This is a genomic window from Bradyrhizobium uaiense (assembly GCF_010811875.1).
Classification (GTDB): domain Bacteria; phylum Pseudomonadota; class Alphaproteobacteria; order Rhizobiales; family Xanthobacteraceae; genus Bradyrhizobium; species Bradyrhizobium uaiense.
Genome location: NZ_VKHP01000027.1, coordinates 1 through 18,410, shown reverse-complemented (window position 1 = coordinate 18,410; position 18,410 = coordinate 1). Strand labels below are relative to the sequence as shown.

14 protein-coding genes are annotated in these 18,410 nt (G+C 64.6%); 5 read left to right on the top strand and 9 right to left on the bottom strand.

Translation table 11 applies throughout. The features are described 5' to 3' along the window. Positions 1–4: 4 nt before the first annotated feature. From FNJ47_RS09680 to FNJ47_RS09650, 7 genes are all read right to left on the bottom strand, one after another. Positions 5–1,069 carry a phosphotransferase gene (locus tag FNJ47_RS09680; protein WP_163152854.1) on the bottom strand — a complete coding sequence of 355 codons (1,065 nt, stop codon included), beginning with the start codon at positions 1,067–1,069 and terminating at the stop codon, positions 5–7. A gap of 22 nt (positions 1,070–1,091) precedes the next feature. After that, entirely contained in the window at positions 1,092–2,021 is a 930-nt protein-coding gene (locus FNJ47_RS09675; protein WP_163152853.1) for a 2-hydroxyacid dehydrogenase, read from the bottom strand. 2 nt (positions 2,022–2,023) lie between these two features. Continuing rightward, positions 2,024–3,643, bottom strand: a complete 1,620-nt coding sequence (locus FNJ47_RS09670) for an ABC transporter ATP-binding protein (protein WP_163152852.1) — start codon at positions 3,641–3,643, stop codon at positions 2,024–2,026. Between the two features lie 3 nt (positions 3,644–3,646). After that, entirely contained in the window at positions 3,647–4,486 is an 840-nt protein-coding gene (locus FNJ47_RS09665) for an ABC transporter permease (protein ID WP_163152851.1), read from the bottom strand. After that, positions 4,483–5,454 carry an ABC transporter permease gene (locus FNJ47_RS09660; protein WP_163152850.1) on the bottom strand — a complete coding sequence of 324 codons (972 nt, stop codon included), beginning with the start codon at positions 5,452–5,454 and terminating at the stop codon, positions 4,483–4,485. Before FNJ47_RS09660 ends, FNJ47_RS09665 begins: the two co-directional genes overlap by 4 nt. Before the next feature lie 72 nt (positions 5,455–5,526). Continuing rightward, positions 5,527–7,077, bottom strand: coding sequence for an ABC transporter substrate-binding protein (locus FNJ47_RS09655; protein ID WP_163152849.1), 1,551 nt, complete (start codon positions 7,075–7,077; stop codon positions 5,527–5,529). Between the two features lie 69 nt (positions 7,078–7,146). Further along, positions 7,147–7,920 (bottom strand): class II aldolase/adducin family protein, encoded by a 774-nt coding sequence (locus tag FNJ47_RS09650; protein WP_163152848.1) that lies wholly within the window; start codon positions 7,918–7,920, stop codon positions 7,147–7,149. A 148-nt stretch (positions 7,921–8,068) separates the two neighbouring features. Here FNJ47_RS09650 and FNJ47_RS09645 point away from each other — a divergent pair, with 148 nt between their 5' ends. The 5 genes from FNJ47_RS09645 (at position 8,069) to FNJ47_RS53175 (ending at position 17,199) form a co-directional block, all read left to right on the top strand. Continuing rightward, the gene (locus FNJ47_RS09645) at positions 8,069–8,773 is read left to right on the top strand and encodes a GntR family transcriptional regulator (RefSeq protein ID WP_163152847.1); all 705 of its coding nucleotides are present in this window, start codon (positions 8,069–8,071) and stop codon (positions 8,771–8,773) included. A gap of 70 nt (positions 8,774–8,843) precedes the next feature. Next, a complete protein-coding gene (locus tag FNJ47_RS09640; RefSeq protein ID WP_163152846.1) occupies positions 8,844–9,869 on the top strand; it encodes an arginase family protein in 1,026 nt (341 codons plus the stop codon). A gap of 472 nt (positions 9,870–10,341) precedes the next feature. Continuing rightward, on the top strand, positions 10,342–12,363 hold the full coding sequence (locus tag FNJ47_RS09635) for an autotransporter assembly complex protein TamA (RefSeq protein ID WP_347341646.1): 2,022 nt from the start codon (positions 10,342–10,344) through the stop codon (positions 12,361–12,363). Then, a complete protein-coding gene (locus tag FNJ47_RS09630) occupies positions 12,363–16,712 on the top strand; it encodes a translocation/assembly module TamB domain-containing protein (RefSeq protein WP_163152845.1) in 4,350 nt (1,449 codons plus the stop codon). Before FNJ47_RS09635 ends, FNJ47_RS09630 begins: the two co-directional genes overlap by 1 nt. Then, entirely contained in the window at positions 16,657–17,199 is a 543-nt protein-coding gene (locus FNJ47_RS53175) for an enoyl-CoA hydratase/isomerase family protein (RefSeq protein WP_347341645.1), read from the top strand. Before FNJ47_RS09630 ends, FNJ47_RS53175 begins: the two co-directional genes overlap by 56 nt. A gap of 42 nt (positions 17,200–17,241) precedes the next feature. On the opposite strand, the gene FNJ47_RS09620 is transcribed toward FNJ47_RS53175, so the two are convergent. Both FNJ47_RS09620 and FNJ47_RS09615 read right to left on the bottom strand, forming a co-directional pair. Next, positions 17,242–17,661 carry a DUF2000 domain-containing protein gene (locus tag FNJ47_RS09620; RefSeq protein ID WP_163152843.1) on the bottom strand — a complete coding sequence of 140 codons (420 nt, stop codon included), beginning with the start codon at positions 17,659–17,661 and terminating at the stop codon, positions 17,242–17,244. A 76-nt stretch (positions 17,662–17,737) separates the two neighbouring features. Continuing rightward, positions 17,738–18,410, bottom strand: a 673-nt coding sequence (locus FNJ47_RS09615) for an SDR family oxidoreductase (RefSeq protein ID WP_165445625.1), incomplete at its 5' end; no start/stop codon positions are given.

Below are 18,410 nucleotides of genomic sequence, written 5' to 3'. Positions count from 1 at the left end.
TGTGTCACTCTCCCTGGCAGGCGCGTTCGATCTGTTGTGTGGCCTGCGTTCGCGTCAGCGTCGCGATCCGGGCGAGCCGGGTCGACGCCTGCTTATTGTTGCGCAGAATATACGCGCTGTTCTCCGGATAGCGAGCGGCCCTGATATTGCTGATCACGATGGTCATGACCATGCGGGTCGCGATCAGGTCAAACAGGATATCGCGCTCGCGCTCTTCGAGCGGCGAGACCGCATGATAGGCCGCAATCAGATCGAGCGCCGGCGCCAGTGGATCTTCGCCGTCGGTCACCTGATAGGCTGCCGCGATCGCGAGGTCATTGATGCGCGCCGTCGCGGTCATGTCACCGAAATCGATGATCCCGCAGACGCGAGGCTGCGAGGCCGTGTCGACGACAATGTTGTGCGGATTGAGATCGTTGTGCAGAGACTGCTTTGGAAGCTGCGCCAGCACAGGCACGGCGTCGGCCTCGAAACGACTGAGGACACGTTTGACCAGCTCCTGCTGGGCAAATGGCACCGCGCCGAGCAGCGGCCGCAGCTCGGCGGCATGCTGGATGTCCCAGAGCAATTTGTGGCCCGCGCCGGGATGAACGAAGTCGCGTAGCGCAACAGCGAGCCGTGCCGCGCAGCGGCCGGCATCTCTGCGCAACGTCGCCGATGGTGGCGCCTGATGCATCGGCGTTCCCGCCAGGAACGACAGCAGCCTCACCACCCGCATCGAGCCGTCGTCGAAGCCGATTTCGAGCTCGACCGTGCCATTCCGGGCGGAAATGATGCGCGGAATCGGAAGCAGCGGATCACTGACCGCGATGTGGCGCAGCGCCTCGGTCTGCAGATTGGTGACGGCGCGATCCTCAGTGGGATTGGCGATCTTGAGGACGTATTCGCGTCCATCTTGCGTACGCAGCCGGAAATTCTGGTCCCGCTCGCTGTCGAGCCGGCGGATGTCGGCCGACAGGCCGTAATATTCTCTGACCAGCGTCTGTGCCTGCGCCTCCGCAATCGGCCCGGCGGCACGCAGCCCATTGATCGGGTGCGCGGCATCGGCGAACGAACGGGAGTTCTGCATCTGATACTCCTGCGTGCTGCAATCAATAACCGCGCGCGCGGTCGATCGCATGCGGGGGACGCCGTCCGGCGCGGATCGCGTCCGCTGTCGTAGCAAGAGTGGTCGCAACGGCGCTGATGCTGACGTCACTGGCGTCATGCGGTGTGATGGCGATCCGCGGATGGCGCCAGAACGGATGCGCCGCGGGCAATGGTTCGGTTGCGAATACGTCGAGCGCAGCGCCGGCCAGCTGACCGCTGTCGAGTGCTGCGAGTAGATCAGCCTCCGCCAGATGTTCACCGCGGCCAACCTGGATCAGGTAGCCGCCGCGACGCATCCGGCCGAACAGATCGCCATTGAGGATGCTCCGCGTCTCCGGCGTCAGCGGCAGCAAATTGACCAGCACCTCGGTCTCGCCGAGCATCGCGGTAAGACCGGCCGCCCCATGGAAGCTGCGGCTTGCCGATGAAATGGCTTTGGCGGTCCGGCTCCAGGACATCACGGGAAAGCCGAGATGGGCGAGGTCGACGGCGACGCGCCGGCCGATCTCGCCATTACCGAGGATGCCGACCGGAACATCCTGCGCCCGCCGCTGTACGCCGCGTTGCCAGATCCGGTCGCGCTGCTGGGCGCTGAAGGCGGCAAAGCCGCGCTGATGCCCGATTGCATGCCAGGCGATGAAGCCGGACATCATCTGCCCCTGTCCGGGATCGACCACGCGCACCACGTCGACGCTGGGTGGCAGGCTCGGGCATGCCATGATGTTGTCGACGCCGGCGGCGATCGAGCATACCGCCTGCAGATCCGGATAGCGTTCGAACGCGTCGTCGGGCGGATGCCAGGCCAAGGCGAGACGGACATCCGCGGCACCGCCGGCGTGATCGACCACCTCCACGCGCGGCGCAATGCGGGCCAACTCGGCACCAAAATAGTCGCGAAGATCGAGGCTGCTGCTGATCAGGACGCAACGCATTGTCAGGCTGCACGCGAAGAGGAGATCTGGCCGGGCACCGCGGCGAGCAGCTCGCGTGTGTAGGGATGTTCGGGGGCCGAGAACAGTGCGGCGGTCGGCTTCAGCTCGACGATCGCGCCGCGCTGCATCACCGCGATCCGATCGCAGATTTGCGCCGCCACCCGCAGATCGTGGGTGATGAACAACATTGACAGGCCGAGCCGCGCCTTGAGGTCTTCTAGCAGGTTCAGCACCTGGGCCTGTACGGAGACATCGAGTGCGGAGACAGCTTCGTCGGCAACGATGATTTCCGGCTCGAGCGCAAGTGCGCGGGCAATGCCGATGCGCTGGCGCTGACCACCGGAGAATTCGTGCGGATAGCGTTCCATCGCGCTGGCGTTGAGGCCGACGAGGCCGAGCAGCTCAGTGGCGCGCTTGTGGGCGACTACGGGGGTGGTGCCGTGGGCGATCGGTCCGTCGGCGATGATATTGCCGACCTTGCGACGCGGGTTGAGCGAGGCGAACGGATCCTGGAAGATCATCTGGATACGGCTGCGCTCCTTGCGCAGTGCGCGGCCGGCGATCCGGGTGAAATCGGCATCGCCGAGGCGCACCGTGCCCTGGTCGGGTTCGATCAGCCGCATGACAAGCCGGGCAACTGAGGATTTGCCAGAGCCGGATTCGCCGACCAGGCCGACGGTCTCGCCTTGCAGGATGTCGAAATTGACCTCGTTCGCGGCGCGTACCCGCCGCTCCGCCTGGAACCAGCCGCCGCCACTGACATAGGTCTTGTCGAGACCGATCACCTCGACCGCCTTGGCGCGATCCGCAAGCGGCGCACGCGGCGGCGGCTGCATCGAGGGTACTGCAGCGAGCAGCGCCCGCGTGTAGGTATGTTGCGGGCGCCGCAAAACATCGTCGGCCGGGCCCTGTTCGACCACCTTGCCGTGTTGGAGCACGACGACGCGGTCGGCGATATCGGAGACGACGCCGAAATCGTGGGTGATGAACATGACCGCCATGTTGCGGCGGCGCTGCAAGTCGCGGATCAGCTCGAGGATCTGTGCCTGTGTGGTGACGTCGAGCGCGGTGGTCGGCTCGTCCGCAACGAGCACGGTCGGCTCCAGCGCGAGCGCCATCGCGATCATCGCGCGCTGCCGTTGACCGCCGGACAATTGATGCGGGTAGGCGCGCACCGAACGCTCGGGCTCGGGCAGGCCGACCTCCCGCAGCAGCTGCAACGCCTTCTGCTTGCGCTGCCGCGGCGCCAACAGATTGTGCGCTTCGAACATCTCGGCGATTTGGTCGCCGATCCGCATCAACGGATTGAGCGCAGTCATCGGTTCCTGGAAGACCATCGCGATATGGCGGCCCCGAAGCGCAAGCCAGCCGGCGTCGTCGAGGGTGAGCAGGTTCTGGCCGTCATAGCCGATCTCGCCGGCTTCGCGGATGATGGTGTCCGGCAACAGCCCCATCAGCGCATGTGCGCACATCGACTTGCCGGAGCCGGACTCGCCGACCACGCAGAGGATCTTGCCGGGCACGAGATCGAACGAAACGCCGTCGACGGCGTGGGGGCGGTCGGAGCCCGACGGCAGTGCAAGCTTCAGGTTTTTGATCGAGACGACGGGTGTAGCCGACATGCGTCAACGCCCTTCCTTGTTGAGGCGCGGATTGAGCGCGTCGTTGAGCCCTTCGCCGATCAGGTTCAGCGCCAGCACTGAAAGCAGGATCGCGATGCCGGGAAACAGCGTGATCCACCAGGCCTGGCGGATCACGGTGCGGCCGGCGCCGACCATGTAGCCCCAGGACATCAGATTGGGATCGCCGAGGCCGAGAAAGGAGAGCGAGGATTCCAGCAGGATCGCGGTCGCGACCATCAGCGAGGCCAGCACGATCACGGGCGACAGCGCATTGGGCAAAATCTCGCGCCAGATGATCCAGCTGTGCGATTGCCCGGTGACTACGGCGGCCTGGACATATTCGCGGGTGCGCAGCGACAGCACCTCGCCGCGGACCAGGCGGGCGACCGGCGGCCAGCTCACGATCGCGATCGCCAGCACGATCGAGACGATCGAGGGTTGCAGGATCGCGACCAGCACGATGGCGAGCGCGAAGCTCGGCACGGTTTGGAAGAATTCGGTGAAGCGCATCAAGGCATCGCCGATCTTGCCGCCGAAATAGCCGGCGAGGGCACCGACGGGAATCCCGACCGCGAGCGCCGCCATGGTCGAGACCAGGCCGACCAGCAGCGAGACGCGCGCGCCATAGATGATGCCGGCGAGTACGTCGCGGCCGAGCGCATCCGTGCCGAGCGGCAGGCCGGGCACCGTGAAGGGCGGCAGGAACGGCCGCTGCACCATGCGCCAGGGCGAGGTGGGGAACAGCAGCGGGCCGAACAGTGCGATCGCGATCGCAAGCAACAGGATCGTAAACCCGATCACGCCGCCGGGGTTGCGCAGCATCGTGCGCCACAACTTGCTCATGAGGCGAACTCGATGCGGGGATCGACCGCGCGGTAGATCAGGTCGGTGATCAGGTTGAAGGCGAGCACCATCGCCGAGCACACCACGAAGACGCCGAGCAGCAGGTTGTAGTCGCGCTGCAGCAACGCCTCGTACATCAGCCGGCCGATGCCGGGCCAGGCGAACACGGTCTCGGTCAGCACGGCGCCGCCGACCAGCGTGCCGGCCTGCAAGCCCGCCAATGTCACCACCGGCAGCAGCGCGTTGCGCAGGACATGCCGCCGCTGGATCACGGCATCGCGCAGGCCTTTGGCGCGTGCGGTCTTGACGAAGTCATGTCGCTTCACCTCCAGCATCGAGGCGCGGGTCATGCGGGCATAGGTCGCCATGAAGAACAGGCCCATCGTTGTCGCCGGCAAGATCAGATGGGCGCCGACGTCGAGCACATGGGCAAAGCCGGTGTAATTGGCGCCGACGGTCTCGTAACCGAAGCTCGGCAGCCAATCCATCGAGACCGAAAACAGCAGGATCGCCATCAGTGCCACCCAGAACAGCGGCGTGGCGTAGAAGATCAGCGCCAGTATTGTGATCGCGGTGTCGGCCCAGGTGCCGGCAAAGCGCGCGGCCAACGTGCCGAACAGAATGCCGAGCAGTAGCGAGATCACGAAGGCCGTGACAGTCAGCAGCAGCGTCGCCGGCAGCCGCTCCGCGATCAGCTTGGCGACCGGCATCTGCTGGCGGAACGAGAAGCCGAGATCGAGCGTCACGATGCCCTTGACGTAGCGGTAGAGCTGGACCGGAAGCGGCTGATCGAGCCCGAATTTCTCGCGCAATTGCGTGACGAAGATCTGGTCGCTGGCGCCGGCCTCGCCCGCCATCACCATCGCCGGGTCGCCCGGCGCCATGCGGATCAGCGTGAAATTGAAGGCCACGATCGCGAGCAGGACGACAACGGCCTTGGCAAGTCTCTGGGCAATGAATGCGAGCATCGGTGAGGTCGATTGCGTTCGAGGAAACTGCGGAAGCCGTGGCGCTGGATGGCGCCGCGGCGGGAAGCGTCGCTACTTGTCGAGCCAGGCGTCGCGGAAGCCGTCGTTGACGCCGATCGCGGTCGTGACCAGGTTCTTGACGTTGCAACGGGTGATGGTCGGGAACTGGAGCTCGAGCTGCCAGGCCACCGGCACATCGTCGGTCAGGATCTTCTGCGCCTTGAGGTAGATATCCTCGCGCTTGGAATCGGGGAAGGCGGTGGCGCCGTCGGCGAACAGCTGATCGATCTCGGGGTTCGAATAACCCTCGACGTTGTTGAACGGCGAGCCCTTGGAGATCTGGCTCGAGATATAGTTGCGGCCGACGCCGAGCGCGGGATCGCCATACTGATAGAGATAGGTAAAGGCGATGTCGTAGTCCCAGTCGGAGACCTTCTGGTTCCAGCCGGGCACGTCGGTTGCGATCATCTCGACATTGATGCCGACGTCCTGCAGGTTCTGCTTCACGGCTTCGGCCCAGCGCTGCCAGGTTTCGCCATAGGGCAGCGGCAGGAGGCGGACTTTCTCGCCCTTGTAGCCGGCCTCCTTCAGCAGCGCCTTGGCTTTGGCCGGGTCATAGTCGTAGGTGGTCACCTTGTCGGTGTAATATTTGATCGTGGAGGCCGACGGGCCGGTTGCGACCTTGGCGAGGCCGTTCCAGATCACGTCCTTGGCGAAGTTGCGGTCGATCGCATACATCAGCGCCTGGCGGAATTTCTTGTTCGCGGTCGGGCCCTGCCGGTTGTTGAGCCACAGCCAGGAGTGCGGGCTGAAGAATTCCCAGCCGGCGCCGGTGACGCAGACATTCTTCAGTTTCGTCAGCCGCGGCACATCGAAGTTCTCGACCGAGCCGCCGGGCAACACGTCGACTTTGCCGGTCTCGAACGCCACCGCGCGCGCGGCGGCGTCGGGGATCACGTGCCAGTAGATCTCATCGAGATGAGGTAGGCCCTTGATGTAGTAGTTCGGATTCTTGACCAGGCGTATGAACGAGCCCTTCTGCCATTCCTTGAACATGAAGGGGCCGGTACCGATCGGGGTGTTGTTCGTCGGATTGGTCTTGTAGTCGGTGCCTTCGTAGATGTGCTTGGGGATCATCGGCAGCGAGCCGACCTCGAAGATGCCGAGGAACGGGCCAAACGGCTGCTTCAGCGTGAACACGACGGTATAGTCATCAGGCGTCTCGACCTTGTCGAGCTGGGCGAGGTTGCCGCGGGCGCGCGGATGGGTCTGCTTGAGGAAATCGATCGAAAACGCGACGTCGGCCGAGGTGAACGGCTTGTTGTCGTGCCAGGTGACGCCCTTGCGCAGCTTGAACGTATAGATCTTGCCGTCTTCGCTGACGCTCCAGCTTTCGGCGAGACCTGGCAGCGGCTCGAGCTTCGGCGAGTAGCGCAGCAGGCCTTCATAGATGTTGCCGGCGACCATCTGGGTCGGGCCGTTCTGCACCAGGCCGACCATCAGGCCCGGCGGTTCCGGTTGGATCACCGCGTTGATCACGCCGCCGGATTTCGGCTCCTCGGCAAATGCCGCAGTGCTCAGGGCATTCGCCACCAAAAGACTCAACACCACTCGCTTCAACATGTTCAGGCTCTCTTGTTCGATTTGCCCGGCCGCAGCTCCGAACCGGTATCCACTTCGCTTGAATACGCTCTAGTTCACGAAATCCGGATCGGTGCGCGCGAGCATGCGCTTGAAGGCCGTCCACTCGGTATCGGGCACGCCATTGGTCTCGATGCTGTCGTAGAAGGTGGCGTATTGCCCGGCGGTCTTGTGCGCGACCGCCTCCGACAGCGGCGCGATCTCGGCGCCGGCAGACTGGATCGCAAGCTGCGCGCGGCAGGAGCGCTCCAGATTGTGCATCAGCTTGAAGGCTTCCGAGACCGAGCGGCCGCAGGTCAGCATGCCGTGATTGCGCAGCACCATCACGAACTTGTCGCCGAGGTCGGCGACCAGGCGCTCGCGCTCGTCGAGATCGAGCGCGATGCCTTCGTAATCGTGATAGGCGAGGCAGCCCGTGAATTGCATCGACCATTGATTGAGTGGGAGCAGGCCCTGCTTCTGGCAGGACACTGCGACGCCGGCCACCGTGTGGGTGTGCAGCACGCAGGCAACGTCCGGCCGCGCCGCATGCACCGCGCTGTGGATGGTGAAGCCGGCCGGATTGATGCCGAGCCCGAGCGGATCGTCGATCACGATGCCGTCGAGATCGACGGTGACGAGGTTCGAGGCCGTCACCTCCTCGAAGCGCATGCCGTAGGGATTGATCAGGAAGCGGTCATGACTGCCGGGCAGCCGTACCGAGATGTGGGTGTAGATGCTGTCATCGAGTCCCAGCCGGTGGATGAGCCGGTAGGCCGCGGCGAGGTCGATGCGGAATTCTTGGTTCTGGTCCCTTACGTCGTCGGGCCGCACATGCGTCGTCATCGTTGCTGCTAGTCCCTGTCCGCGGGCCGTTCTTGTTGCGCTGCAATGCCCGCGTCTTTAAACTGTCGACAATCTAAGAATTGATCAAGTCTAAACTGTCGACAATCGGCGATTAAATAATGTACACGGGTCAAAACGGACCCGTTTGATGCGCACGATTTCCCCACCGGTTGGCTTGCCAGCCCTCAATGAGACGGATCTGGTTGGCCAGGTCGCCCGTCGCCTGACCGAAGCCATCGTTCAGGGGCGGCTGCCACCGGGATCAAAGGTCGTCGAAGCCGGCATCGCGCGCGAATTGGGGGTGAGCCGGGCTCCGGTGCGCGAAGCGGCACGGCTGCTCGAGCAGCAGGGGTTGCTCGTCGCCAATCCTCGCCGCGGCTTCTTTGTCCGGCAGTTTGCGGCCGATGATATCGACGAGATCTACGATCTGCGGCTCTGCGTTGAACGTCACGCCGCGGTGCTCGCCGCACGCCACCTGACGCCGGAGACGCGCGACATGCTGCGTCGGCAGATCGAAGTGCTGCACGAGACGGCGGATCTCGACGATCCGGCGCGGCAGGTCGAGGAGGACTACCGCTTTCATCGCCTGATCTGCGAGATCGCCGGCAACCGGCGGATGCTGCGGCTGTTCGACGATCTCGCTTCCGAGCTGCGCATGGTGATCGGCCTAATCGGCCGCCTCTACGACGATCCGCACGAGATCGCGCGCACGCATGAGCCGGTGCTCGCCGCGATCGAGGCGGGCCATCCCGAACGCATCGTCGCGCATGTCGACTATCACATCGGTCATGCTTGGCGCGAAGTCGGACGGCTGGTGCGTGAGATTGCGCCGTGGCCAGTGGCAGCGAAATAGACGCGCATGATCTTGCTCAGGCGCGATGTTGCGCGATCCATCTCACTCACTGATCGAAGAGGAGTATCCCGTGAAGGCCGTCTACAGTGATTTGCACCGCCGCCATGATCCGCAATTCTTCCTGGTCCGCGGCGTGGTCCAGCGCACCACCGAGCAGCCCGAGCGCGCCGACCGCCTGCTGGCGGGCCTGAAGGCCGGCAAGCACACGCTGATCGAGCCGACCAAATTCGGGCAGGGGCCGCGCGCTCGCGTGCACAGTCCGGAATATTTGAGCTTTCTCGCCGAGGCCTGGGATGCGTGGTCCGCGCTCGGCGATGCCGGGCCGGAGATGATCGCGAACATCCACCCGGTGCGCAACGCCGCCACCTATCCGACCCATATTGTCGGCAAGCTCGGTTGGCACACGGCGGATACCGCAGCGCCAATCGGCAAGGGCACCTGGGCAGGCGCCTGCGCCTCGAGCGATGTCGCGGTCACCGCCGCGCAGATGGTGCTCGACGGCGAGGATGCGGTTTATGCGCTGTGCCGTCCGCCGGGACACCATGCCTATCGCGACATGGCCGGCGGTTTCTGCTTCCTCAACAACAGCGCGATCGCGGCCGAACATCTGCGCCAGAAGCACGAGCGCGTAGCGATCCTCGATGTCGACGTGCATCACGGCAACGGCACGCAGGGCATTTTCTACGAGCGGGGCGATGTCTTCACCGTCTCGATCCACGCGGATCCGTCGTTCTTCTACCCGTTCGTCTGGGGCTATGCGCATGAGCGCGGCGCCGGGCCCGGCCTCGGCACCAATCTCAACATTCCCCTGGCCAAGGGCACCGGTGATGACGACTACATGAAGGCGCTCGCTCTGGCGGAGAGGGCGATCCGTTCGTTCGCGCCGACCGCGCTCGTGGTCGCGCTCGGTCTCGACGCCTCCGAGAAGGACCCGCTCGCAGGTCTCGCCGTCACCACCGACGGCTTCCGCCGGATCGGCGAGGGGCTGGCCCGGTTCGGACTGCCGACGGTGCTGGTGCAGGAAGGCGGCTATCTTTCCGACATCCTCGGCGCCAATCTGACGGCGGTGCTCGGCGGTTTCGAAGCCGCTCGCTAATGCCCTTGCGTTAAGGACGCGTCGCGCCATTCATATCGCGGGATGTTCGGTATCGTGCTTTTCATCTCATCGTTGGCTCCACATATTCCGCGCCGATCCTGGCAGTGCTGGTCGGTCAGCGTGTCGTGACTTCGCGTCGAAACAGGGAACTCGCTTGCGGAATGCCGTTCAAACGCCACAATGGCAGGACGCCGCGCGCGGTGCTCCACGGATGCGGCACACAGCGCGAAGAAAAATGTTTCGTGGAGCGCATTTGAATCGCGGAGCTTTCTTGAACGTCGTGGTCTTTGTTCAATCGATAGAGGATTACGAAGGCGATTTCGGCAATGCCCTACATTGTCCATCATGATGACTATCAATTTCGCGTGTGGTGCCTGTTGAATGCGGAGACAGGGGATCGCCGGATCTGAGTTGCAAAGACTCGGGTTGTGTCAACAGGCGAGCGCGGAGTGGAACAATCAAGCAGATCGTGGTGCGACGACGTCTGCCACCGTTGCCGGGGCGGGCGAGGCGAAGACATTTCATCGCGGCGACGCGCCGCATTCTGCGTTCGGCTTGCGTCGCCGTGGTCGGTTGCTCGCTGTGCGAGCAGGCTCACGCGCTGGATTTCTTTGGCCTGTTCGGTTCCGACGATCCGCCGCCGGTCAGCGCCACGACACTGTCCTATCGGCTGGAGGTCGAAGCCAAGACGCCTGATGGCAAGAACGATAGCGACGCCGAGCAGATGCTGCGCGATGCCTCCGGCACCTATCGCCTTCGACAGGAACCGCCGCCGGACGGCGAAGGTCTCGTGCGCCGCCTTCAGGCCGATATCAATCCGTTGCTCGATGCCCTCTGGGGGCTTGGCCGCTACAACGCCCAGATCGATCTCACGGTGGACGGAGTTCCAGTATCTCCCGACGAGGCGGGGCTCGCCGCCGCGGTGCGGCGGGCTGATAGCTTTCGTAATCGGACGGTCGTTCCCATCAAGGTCATTGCGCGTCTCGGCCCGTTGTTCCAGCTGCGAAACGTCGACGTGGACTACCCGCGCGACCCGGCGCCGCAGGGATTGCCGCGCCGCGCCTTCGCGCTGAGGTCCGGCGATCCAGCGATCTCGGCCGACCTGCGCGCCGCGCAGGTGAAGCTTGTCGACTGGTTCCGCAGCAACGGACATCCGCTTGCGAAGATCGCCGACGTCAAGGCCACTGTCGATCATGCGGCCGCAGCGATGGACCTTCGGCTGCGGGTCGATGCGGGCCCCAAGGCCGGCATCGGCGCCGTCACGATCTCGGGCGGAGACGTGGACCCGCGAGTGGTGGCCACGCATGTCTATCTGAGAGAAGGCGAGCCCTATTCGCCGGAGCGGCTCGCCTTGGCGAAAACCTCGATCGCGAAGATCCCGGCCATCGGGGGAATTCGCGTCCGCGAGGCCGACAAGCTCGACGCCAATGGCAATCTGCCGGTCTTCATCGATTTGACGGAAAGGCCGCGACACGCGGTGGGCCTCTCGGCGAAATATTCCACCGTCGATGGTCCCGGCATTGCAGGCTATTATGAGGATCGGAACATGTTCGGCGGCGGTGAACGCCTGAGACTGGAAGCGTCCGCCTCGCTCCTGCAACGGATCGACGGCACCTCCTTCACCGGCTTCAATAATCTCCGCGCCTCGGATTTCGGCGCACGATTTACCGGCACCTTCATCAAGCCGGGTCTGTTCGGTACAGCCAACGATCTTTTGATCGAGGCCACTGCGTTCCGCGAGCGTGTCGGCAACAATGACCTCGGCGGTTACACCGACGATACGGTGCGCGGTACGTTCGGCGTGATCCATCGCTTTTCGGAGGCGGCGTCGCTGCAGGCCGGTCTTCAGGTCGAGCAATCGAAATCGCAGGACGTGTTGGGGCGGGTCGATGTGATGTTGATTGGCTTCACCGCAACCGGTCGCTACGACACGACAGACAATCCGCTCGACCCCACGCGTGGTGTGCGCCTCTCAGCGACCGTCAATGCCTATCCGAAGCTGATAGGTTCCACGATCGATCTGTTCGAAGCGCGTGTCGCGGGCTCGGCCTATTACGCGCTCGACGAGCAGGCCGACTATGTTCTGGCGGGCCGGCTCGCCGCAGGCTCGCTTGCGGGTGCGCCGCTCGACCAGATTCCCGATGCGCATCGCTTCTTCGCTGGCGGCGGCGGATCCGTGCGCGGCTACGGCTTCAACACCATTTCGCCGATGATGTTCGGTCAAATCATCGGTGGTCGCAGCCTGATCGAGGGGTCCGCCGAGGTGCGGGTGAGGATCACGCCGACCATCGGCCTGGTGCCGTTCTTCGACTTTGGCACCGCGTCCCGATCGTCCCTGCCAGGCTTCAACGACTATGTCGGCTACGGGGCGGGACTTGGTTTGCGTTATCTCACGCCGGTCGGCCCGATCCGCCTCGATGTTGCGACACCGCTGAACCCTCGCCCCGGCGACAGCCGTTACGCGATCTATGTCAGCATTGGGCAAGCTTTCTGATGCGCATCCGACGGCCGCTCATCGTCGGTTCTGCCGTCGCGGGCTTGGGCCTCGTCGCTGCCGCGGTGCTCGGCGTCGTGCTCTACGGAATGGCGGTCCGAGGCGGAGAGAGCCAGCAGGATGTGTTGGCCAGCCTCGTCTCGCGGACGCTCTCGACGCCGGCAACCCAGGTCCATATCGGCGCCGTCGATGGCGTGCTGTCCTCGGATGCCACGATCCGCGACGTCAGCATCACCGACAGGGACGGAGTCTGGCTGACGCTCGACAAGGCACGCCTCGTCTGGCGACGCAGTGCACTGCTGCTGGGGCGACTGGAGATCGACCGTCTCGAAATCGGCGCGCTCGAGATCAAGCGAAAGCCGCTGCCGTCCGACCAGCCTGTCGCCGAGTCCGATCAGCCGATCCTGCCAGACCTTCCGGTGAAGGTGCAGGTGAAGGCTTTCGATCTGCGAGCCTTGACGCTGGGACAGTCCATTCTGGGTGAAGCTCTGAGTGTCGCGGCGACCGGCAATACCGAGCTTGGCTCGCCCTCGGAAGGGCTCGTCTTCAATCTCGATGCGATCCGCCAGGATTTCCCAGGCCGCTTCAAGGTCGCTCTCGCGTACGTGCCGCAGGGAAATGCGCTCGACCTCAACGTCAGGCTTGACGAGCCAGCCCACGGACTCATGTCGAAGCTCGGCCATCTGCCGGGCGAGCCGCCCGTCACGTTCGCACTCGGCGGCAAGGGCACGCTCGACAGCTTTCGTGGTGCTCTGAAGTTGCAGGCCGGCCCCACGATCGATGCAACTGGCACGATTACGCTTGACCGAAGCGGGGCCGGTCGGGTGCTGGCAACGCGTCTTGCCAGCCATCTCGGGCCGCTGTTCCCGGCGATTGCCGCACCGGTCTTTGCAGGTGAAACCAATCTCGACAGCACGACGCGCATTGGTGATGACGGCAGTATCGCCCTGGACGGGCTGGCGCTCACGAGCCATCTCGCGCGGCTCGATGCGAAAGGCGTGCTCGGGGCCGACAAGGTGGTGGATTTCGCGGCGTCCATCCGCGCCCTGCCGAGCAACGGCGACGTGACCGAAACCGACCACGGCTCGATCCGCAGCCTCGTTTTCGACAGCCGCGTCAGCGGCCCGATCAAGGCGCCCACGGCATCGGTCAAGCTCGCGCTGTCGGGGGCTCATCTGCCCGACGGAAGCGTTGAGACGCTTGATGCTTCGATCACAGCCGTCCCTCGTGCCGAAGCCAGCGATCCCGCAACGCGTATCGTGCTTGACGCGAACCTGCGCGCCTCCGGCATTGCGCCACGCGACGCAGGTTTGGCGGCCGCGATCGGCGACACTGCGTCGCTTGTGCTGCACGGCGACACGGACCTGGGCGGCCATGCCAGGATCGAGCGCTTCGAGATCGGCACATCCACGGTTCAGGCGACCTATACCGGTGATGTCAGTGCCGATCGTCTGCATGGCCGTGCCACCGCAACCGTGCCCGACCTAGGCTCCTTCACCGACCTTGCCGGGCTGAAGCTCAAGGGCTTGGTGGCGCTCGGCCTCGATCTCGATGCGGACCTCCAGCGCGGCAGCCTTGATATCAGAGCGTCAGGTACCGGCGAGAAGCTTGCGACGGGACTTGCGGCGCTCGATGGGCTCGCGGGGGCGCGGCTCGCGCTCTCGGCCGACCTCTCGGCGGATGGCCGCGACAGCTACACAGTCCGCAGCGCGTCGCTTGACGGAGCTCATGTCGCGGTTCGCGCCAAGGGAACGGTGAAGCGCGACTCGAGCGACCTGTCAGCGCATATGGACCTGCCAGATCTCTCGGCGGCCGATGCGCGCCTCGCCGGTGCCGGAGTTCTCGATGTCGGCCTGACCGGCGGGCTCGCACATCCCGGCATGTCGTTTGTGGCCTCGGTGGATCGCGCCACCGCGATGCGGCGCCCGATCCAGCATCTGGAGCTTGCCGCGACGATCAATGACATCAACGGGCTTTGCGCCGTCGGCGCCAGGCTCAGCGGCTCCGTCGACGGCAAGCCGGCGCGCGGGCTTGTTCAGGTGAGCCGCCGATCGTCAGAGGGTAACGATCGCACGGCTCCCGCCTTTGCCGGATGGGAGGCAAAGACGCTCGACATCGCGATCGGCTCGGTGTCCCTGACGGGGGCAGGGACGGTCGACGGGCAGAGCTTCGCACGTGGGCAGATTGGCTTCGCAGCCGTGGCGCTCGCCGACCTCTCGCCGCTCGTTCTCACTGAACTCGCCGGTTCGGCCTCGCTCGACCTTGCTGCTTCGGCCGATGATGGCCAGCAATCGGTCCGGCTCGTTGGCAAGGGCGCCGGAATCCGGGCCGCCGGTACTGCCATCCGCAGTTTCGATCTGCGGGCCGATGGCGCCGATCTCTACAGCCATCCGGTGCTCAATGCGGATGTCAGGGTCAACGACGTGGAGTTCGGCGGCCAGACCGTCTCGAGCATCGCGCTGGCGGCCAGAGGCAATGTCGATGCGACCACGATCGGCCTTTCCGCCAAGGCTGCGGGCTTCGATCTCGACGCCGCGGGTGCGTTGACGTCCAGGGAGCGGACGCGGTTCGATCTCAATCGTTTCACTGCACGGCGCGGCGCCAAAGCGATCGCGCTGCAGGGGCCAGCGGGCTTCACGCTCGACGATGGAACGGTGCTGATCGAGCACCTGGTGCTCGGCATTGGAAGTGGCCGCTTCACGGTCGACGGCAAGGCCGGCAGGGCGCTCGACCTCAAGGCCGTGGCAAGTGCGATCCCGCTCGGTGAAGCCGACGTCGCGATGCCTGGTTTGGGGCTCGCCGGGACGTTTGACGCTTCAGCCACGATCGCCGGCTCCGCGACTGCGCCGACCGGGCAATACAAGGTGGCCGTCAAGCAGCTGACGGCGCCGCAGACCAGGAGCGCGGGCCTGCCGCCGATCGACGTAGCCGCGGACGGGCGGCTTGATGGAATCCGTGCGAGCGTGAACGCCACAGTTGCAGCGGGAAGGGCCGGCACGATCACGGCGTCGGGCACGCTGCCGCTCGACGCTGCGGGTCCGATCGCGCTGACCGCGAAGGGCCGCCTCGATGCCGCCGTCGCCAACGCGATGCTCTCCGCCGACGGTCGCACGGTCTCCGGCAGCGTCGCGCTCGATGCCCGTGTCGGTGGCACGCGCGCCAAGCCCCGGATCGGCGGTGTTGCCACCATGAGCGGGGGGACCTTCCGCGACAGCATGCTCGGCACGCGGCTCGATGCCATCGAGGCGAAAATCACCGCCGACGGCGAGCGGATTGTTGTCGAGCGTCTGGCCGCGGTGACGCCCAATGGCGGCACGTTGTCCGGCTCCGGCCAGGTGCGGGTCGCCCCCGATGCGGGCTTTCCAGGCACGGTGTCGATTCGCGGCCAGCAGGCGGCGCTTGCGTCCAGCGCGCTGGCAACCGCTCAGGCCAATCTCGCTCTCGACGTCACGGGCGCCCTGGCGCGCGATCCGCGGATCACCGGTCGCGTCGACTTGATCCGCGTCAATGTCGATATTCCGGACCGCCTGCCTACGACGCTCAAGCCGATCGATGGCATCACCCATGTGAACGCCTCGGGCCAGGCCGCGGCACGCCTTGCGGCTGCGCGCAAGGCCGAGACGCCGAAAGGCAGCAAGGAGCGGTCGGCGCTCTTCAACGCCTCACTCGACGTGACGGTCTCGGCGCCGAACCACGTCTTCATCCATGGCCGCGGCGTTACTGCGGAACTCGGCGGCTCCGTTCATGTCGGCGGCACGAGCAACGCGCCGGTGCCGAAGGGCGCCTTCTCGCTCTATCAGGGCAAGCTGGCGGTGCTCGGAAAGACGTTGACCTTCACCAAAGGCAATCTCTCCTTCAACGGAGATCTCGCGCCTGAGCTCGATTTTGCGGCGGAGATACAGGCTTCTGACATCACCGCGCAGGTCGCAATCTCGGGCCCGGCGGCCGCGCCGGTGTTCGCCTTCCACTCGCAGCCCGAGTTACCGCAAGACGAGATCCTGTCGCGCATTCTCTTTCAGAAAGCTTCGGGCAGCCTGACCACCTCGCAGGCCGTGCAGCTCGCAGGGGCCGCGGCTCAGTTCGCAAGCGGTGGCGAGGGAACGGTGGATCGTATGCGTCGCTCGCTTGGGGTCGATAATCTGGACGTGGGTGCCGGGGCGGGTGGTCCGATGGTCGGCGCCTCGCGTGCGATCGGCGACAGGTTAAGCGTAGGCGTGCGGACGGGCGCCAGCGCCAGCCAGTCAGGAGTGTCGGCCAATGTCGACGTGACGCGCCACATCCGCGTCGAGTCGGATGTCGATGCAAAGGGCTCGACATCCGTCGGGGTCGGCACGCGATTCGAATGGTAACGCGAGAGCGATGTTCATTCGCGTCGCCAAGGCACCGCGTGTGCACGAGAGATCAAGAAAAATCCATGGTCGGATAGATGACGTTGGATGCAGGATCAAAAGCGGGCGGTCAATAAAGGCCGCATCGGCATCTTTTCTCGGTGGTGGAGGTACACAACGTCTGACCAGGATGGTTGGAGAGGCCAAGGCGCTCGAGATGATCCTCCGTGGCTTGACGGTGACGGGACGGCGCGCGCACGAAATCGGGATTGTGCAAGAGGTGGTCGCCGATCCGCTCACGCGTTCCCTTGAGATCGGGGCTGAGCTATCGAGCCGTGGTGCCGAGGGCCTGGCCTTTGCCAAGCGCCTTACCCGGTCAGCGCTCGACCGTCCGTTGGCCGAAGGTCTGGCTGACGAGCGCAAGAGCTTTTCGACCGTGATGAGGACGGCTTCGGCTCGGGAAGGCCTACGGGCCGGCCGGCCACCGGCCGAAATCCTGGAGCTCTAATGTCACACGGCTTTCCTTGACGTAAGCCAATGAGCGCCATCTTCAGCGTAAGAGCTTCAAATTGCCCGTCAGCGACCGAACCCATTTTTCAGGTCCGTAGAGGCCCAGGCCGTCAATAGTCTCGTTCGCGAGCGCGCGCAGCGGAAATTCGGCGAGATAGTCCTCAAAGCGGTGGAGCGCCCTGGCGAATTGCGGAAAAGGTACCAAAACGGCGCCGCTCACTAATGGCTGCGCGCGCGTCAGCAGGGCGGACAGCGCTTCGGGCGTGGCTTGCAGAATTGGTACCGGACGGTTTGCACTGGTCCGGACAGCGAGCCCGTTGCCGTCGGTCAAGCGGGTTCCTCCAAGATCGGGCTCCGCTGCGCCGATACCGATGCTCAAGGCCGCAACTGTGTTCGCAATCAACCCAAGCGGCAGGGCTGGATTCACAATAATGGCGATGCGCGCGCTGACGGCATTCATTCGGGAATCATTCCTGCAGGCGTGTAAGTCCCAGCACCTCTGTGCTCCCTGCCGCCCTCCCTGATCGTTGCGGCCGTCATTCGATTAAGATGTCTGGCGCCAGCTGGCTCGCAGGGTCGATTGCATAGACCGACAGGTCGTCGACCCCCTGCGAACGCAAAACCTCCTCGTCGATCAAGGTCCTGCCCGACAATTCGCGGCTGTCTTGCGTAACGATGAAGTGTGCAGCATCGGCCATGATTGAAGGCGAGCGGCTGCGGCGATAATCCGATTCGTAGTGCACACGCACGGCGTCGGTTGCGATCATGGTCATTGGCCAAAGAGCATTGGCGGCAATTCCAGACGATCGAAATTCCTCGGCCAGTGCCAGCGTGTACATGGTCATGCAGTACTTCGAGGTGGCGTATGCGGGATATTTGCCGAGCCAGATTGCCGACTTCGGTAGTGGCGGCGACAAGGTGAGAACGTGGGGATTTGACGATCGCTTCAGATGCGGTACGGCATGATAGGCACAGATGTAGGTTGCCCTGCCATTCACCGCACTCAGCAAATCGAACTTCCTGGCCGGCGTATCGAGCAGTCCGGTCGGACTGATGGCGCTGGCATTGTTCACGAGGATGTCCAGCCCGCCGAATTCCTGGACCGTCCTTTCGATGGCCTTTGCGAGCGCATCTGCGTCGCGCACATCGACGCGGAGGGGAAGGGCGTCGGTACCGAGCCTACGGATCTCCTCAGCCACCGTATGGATC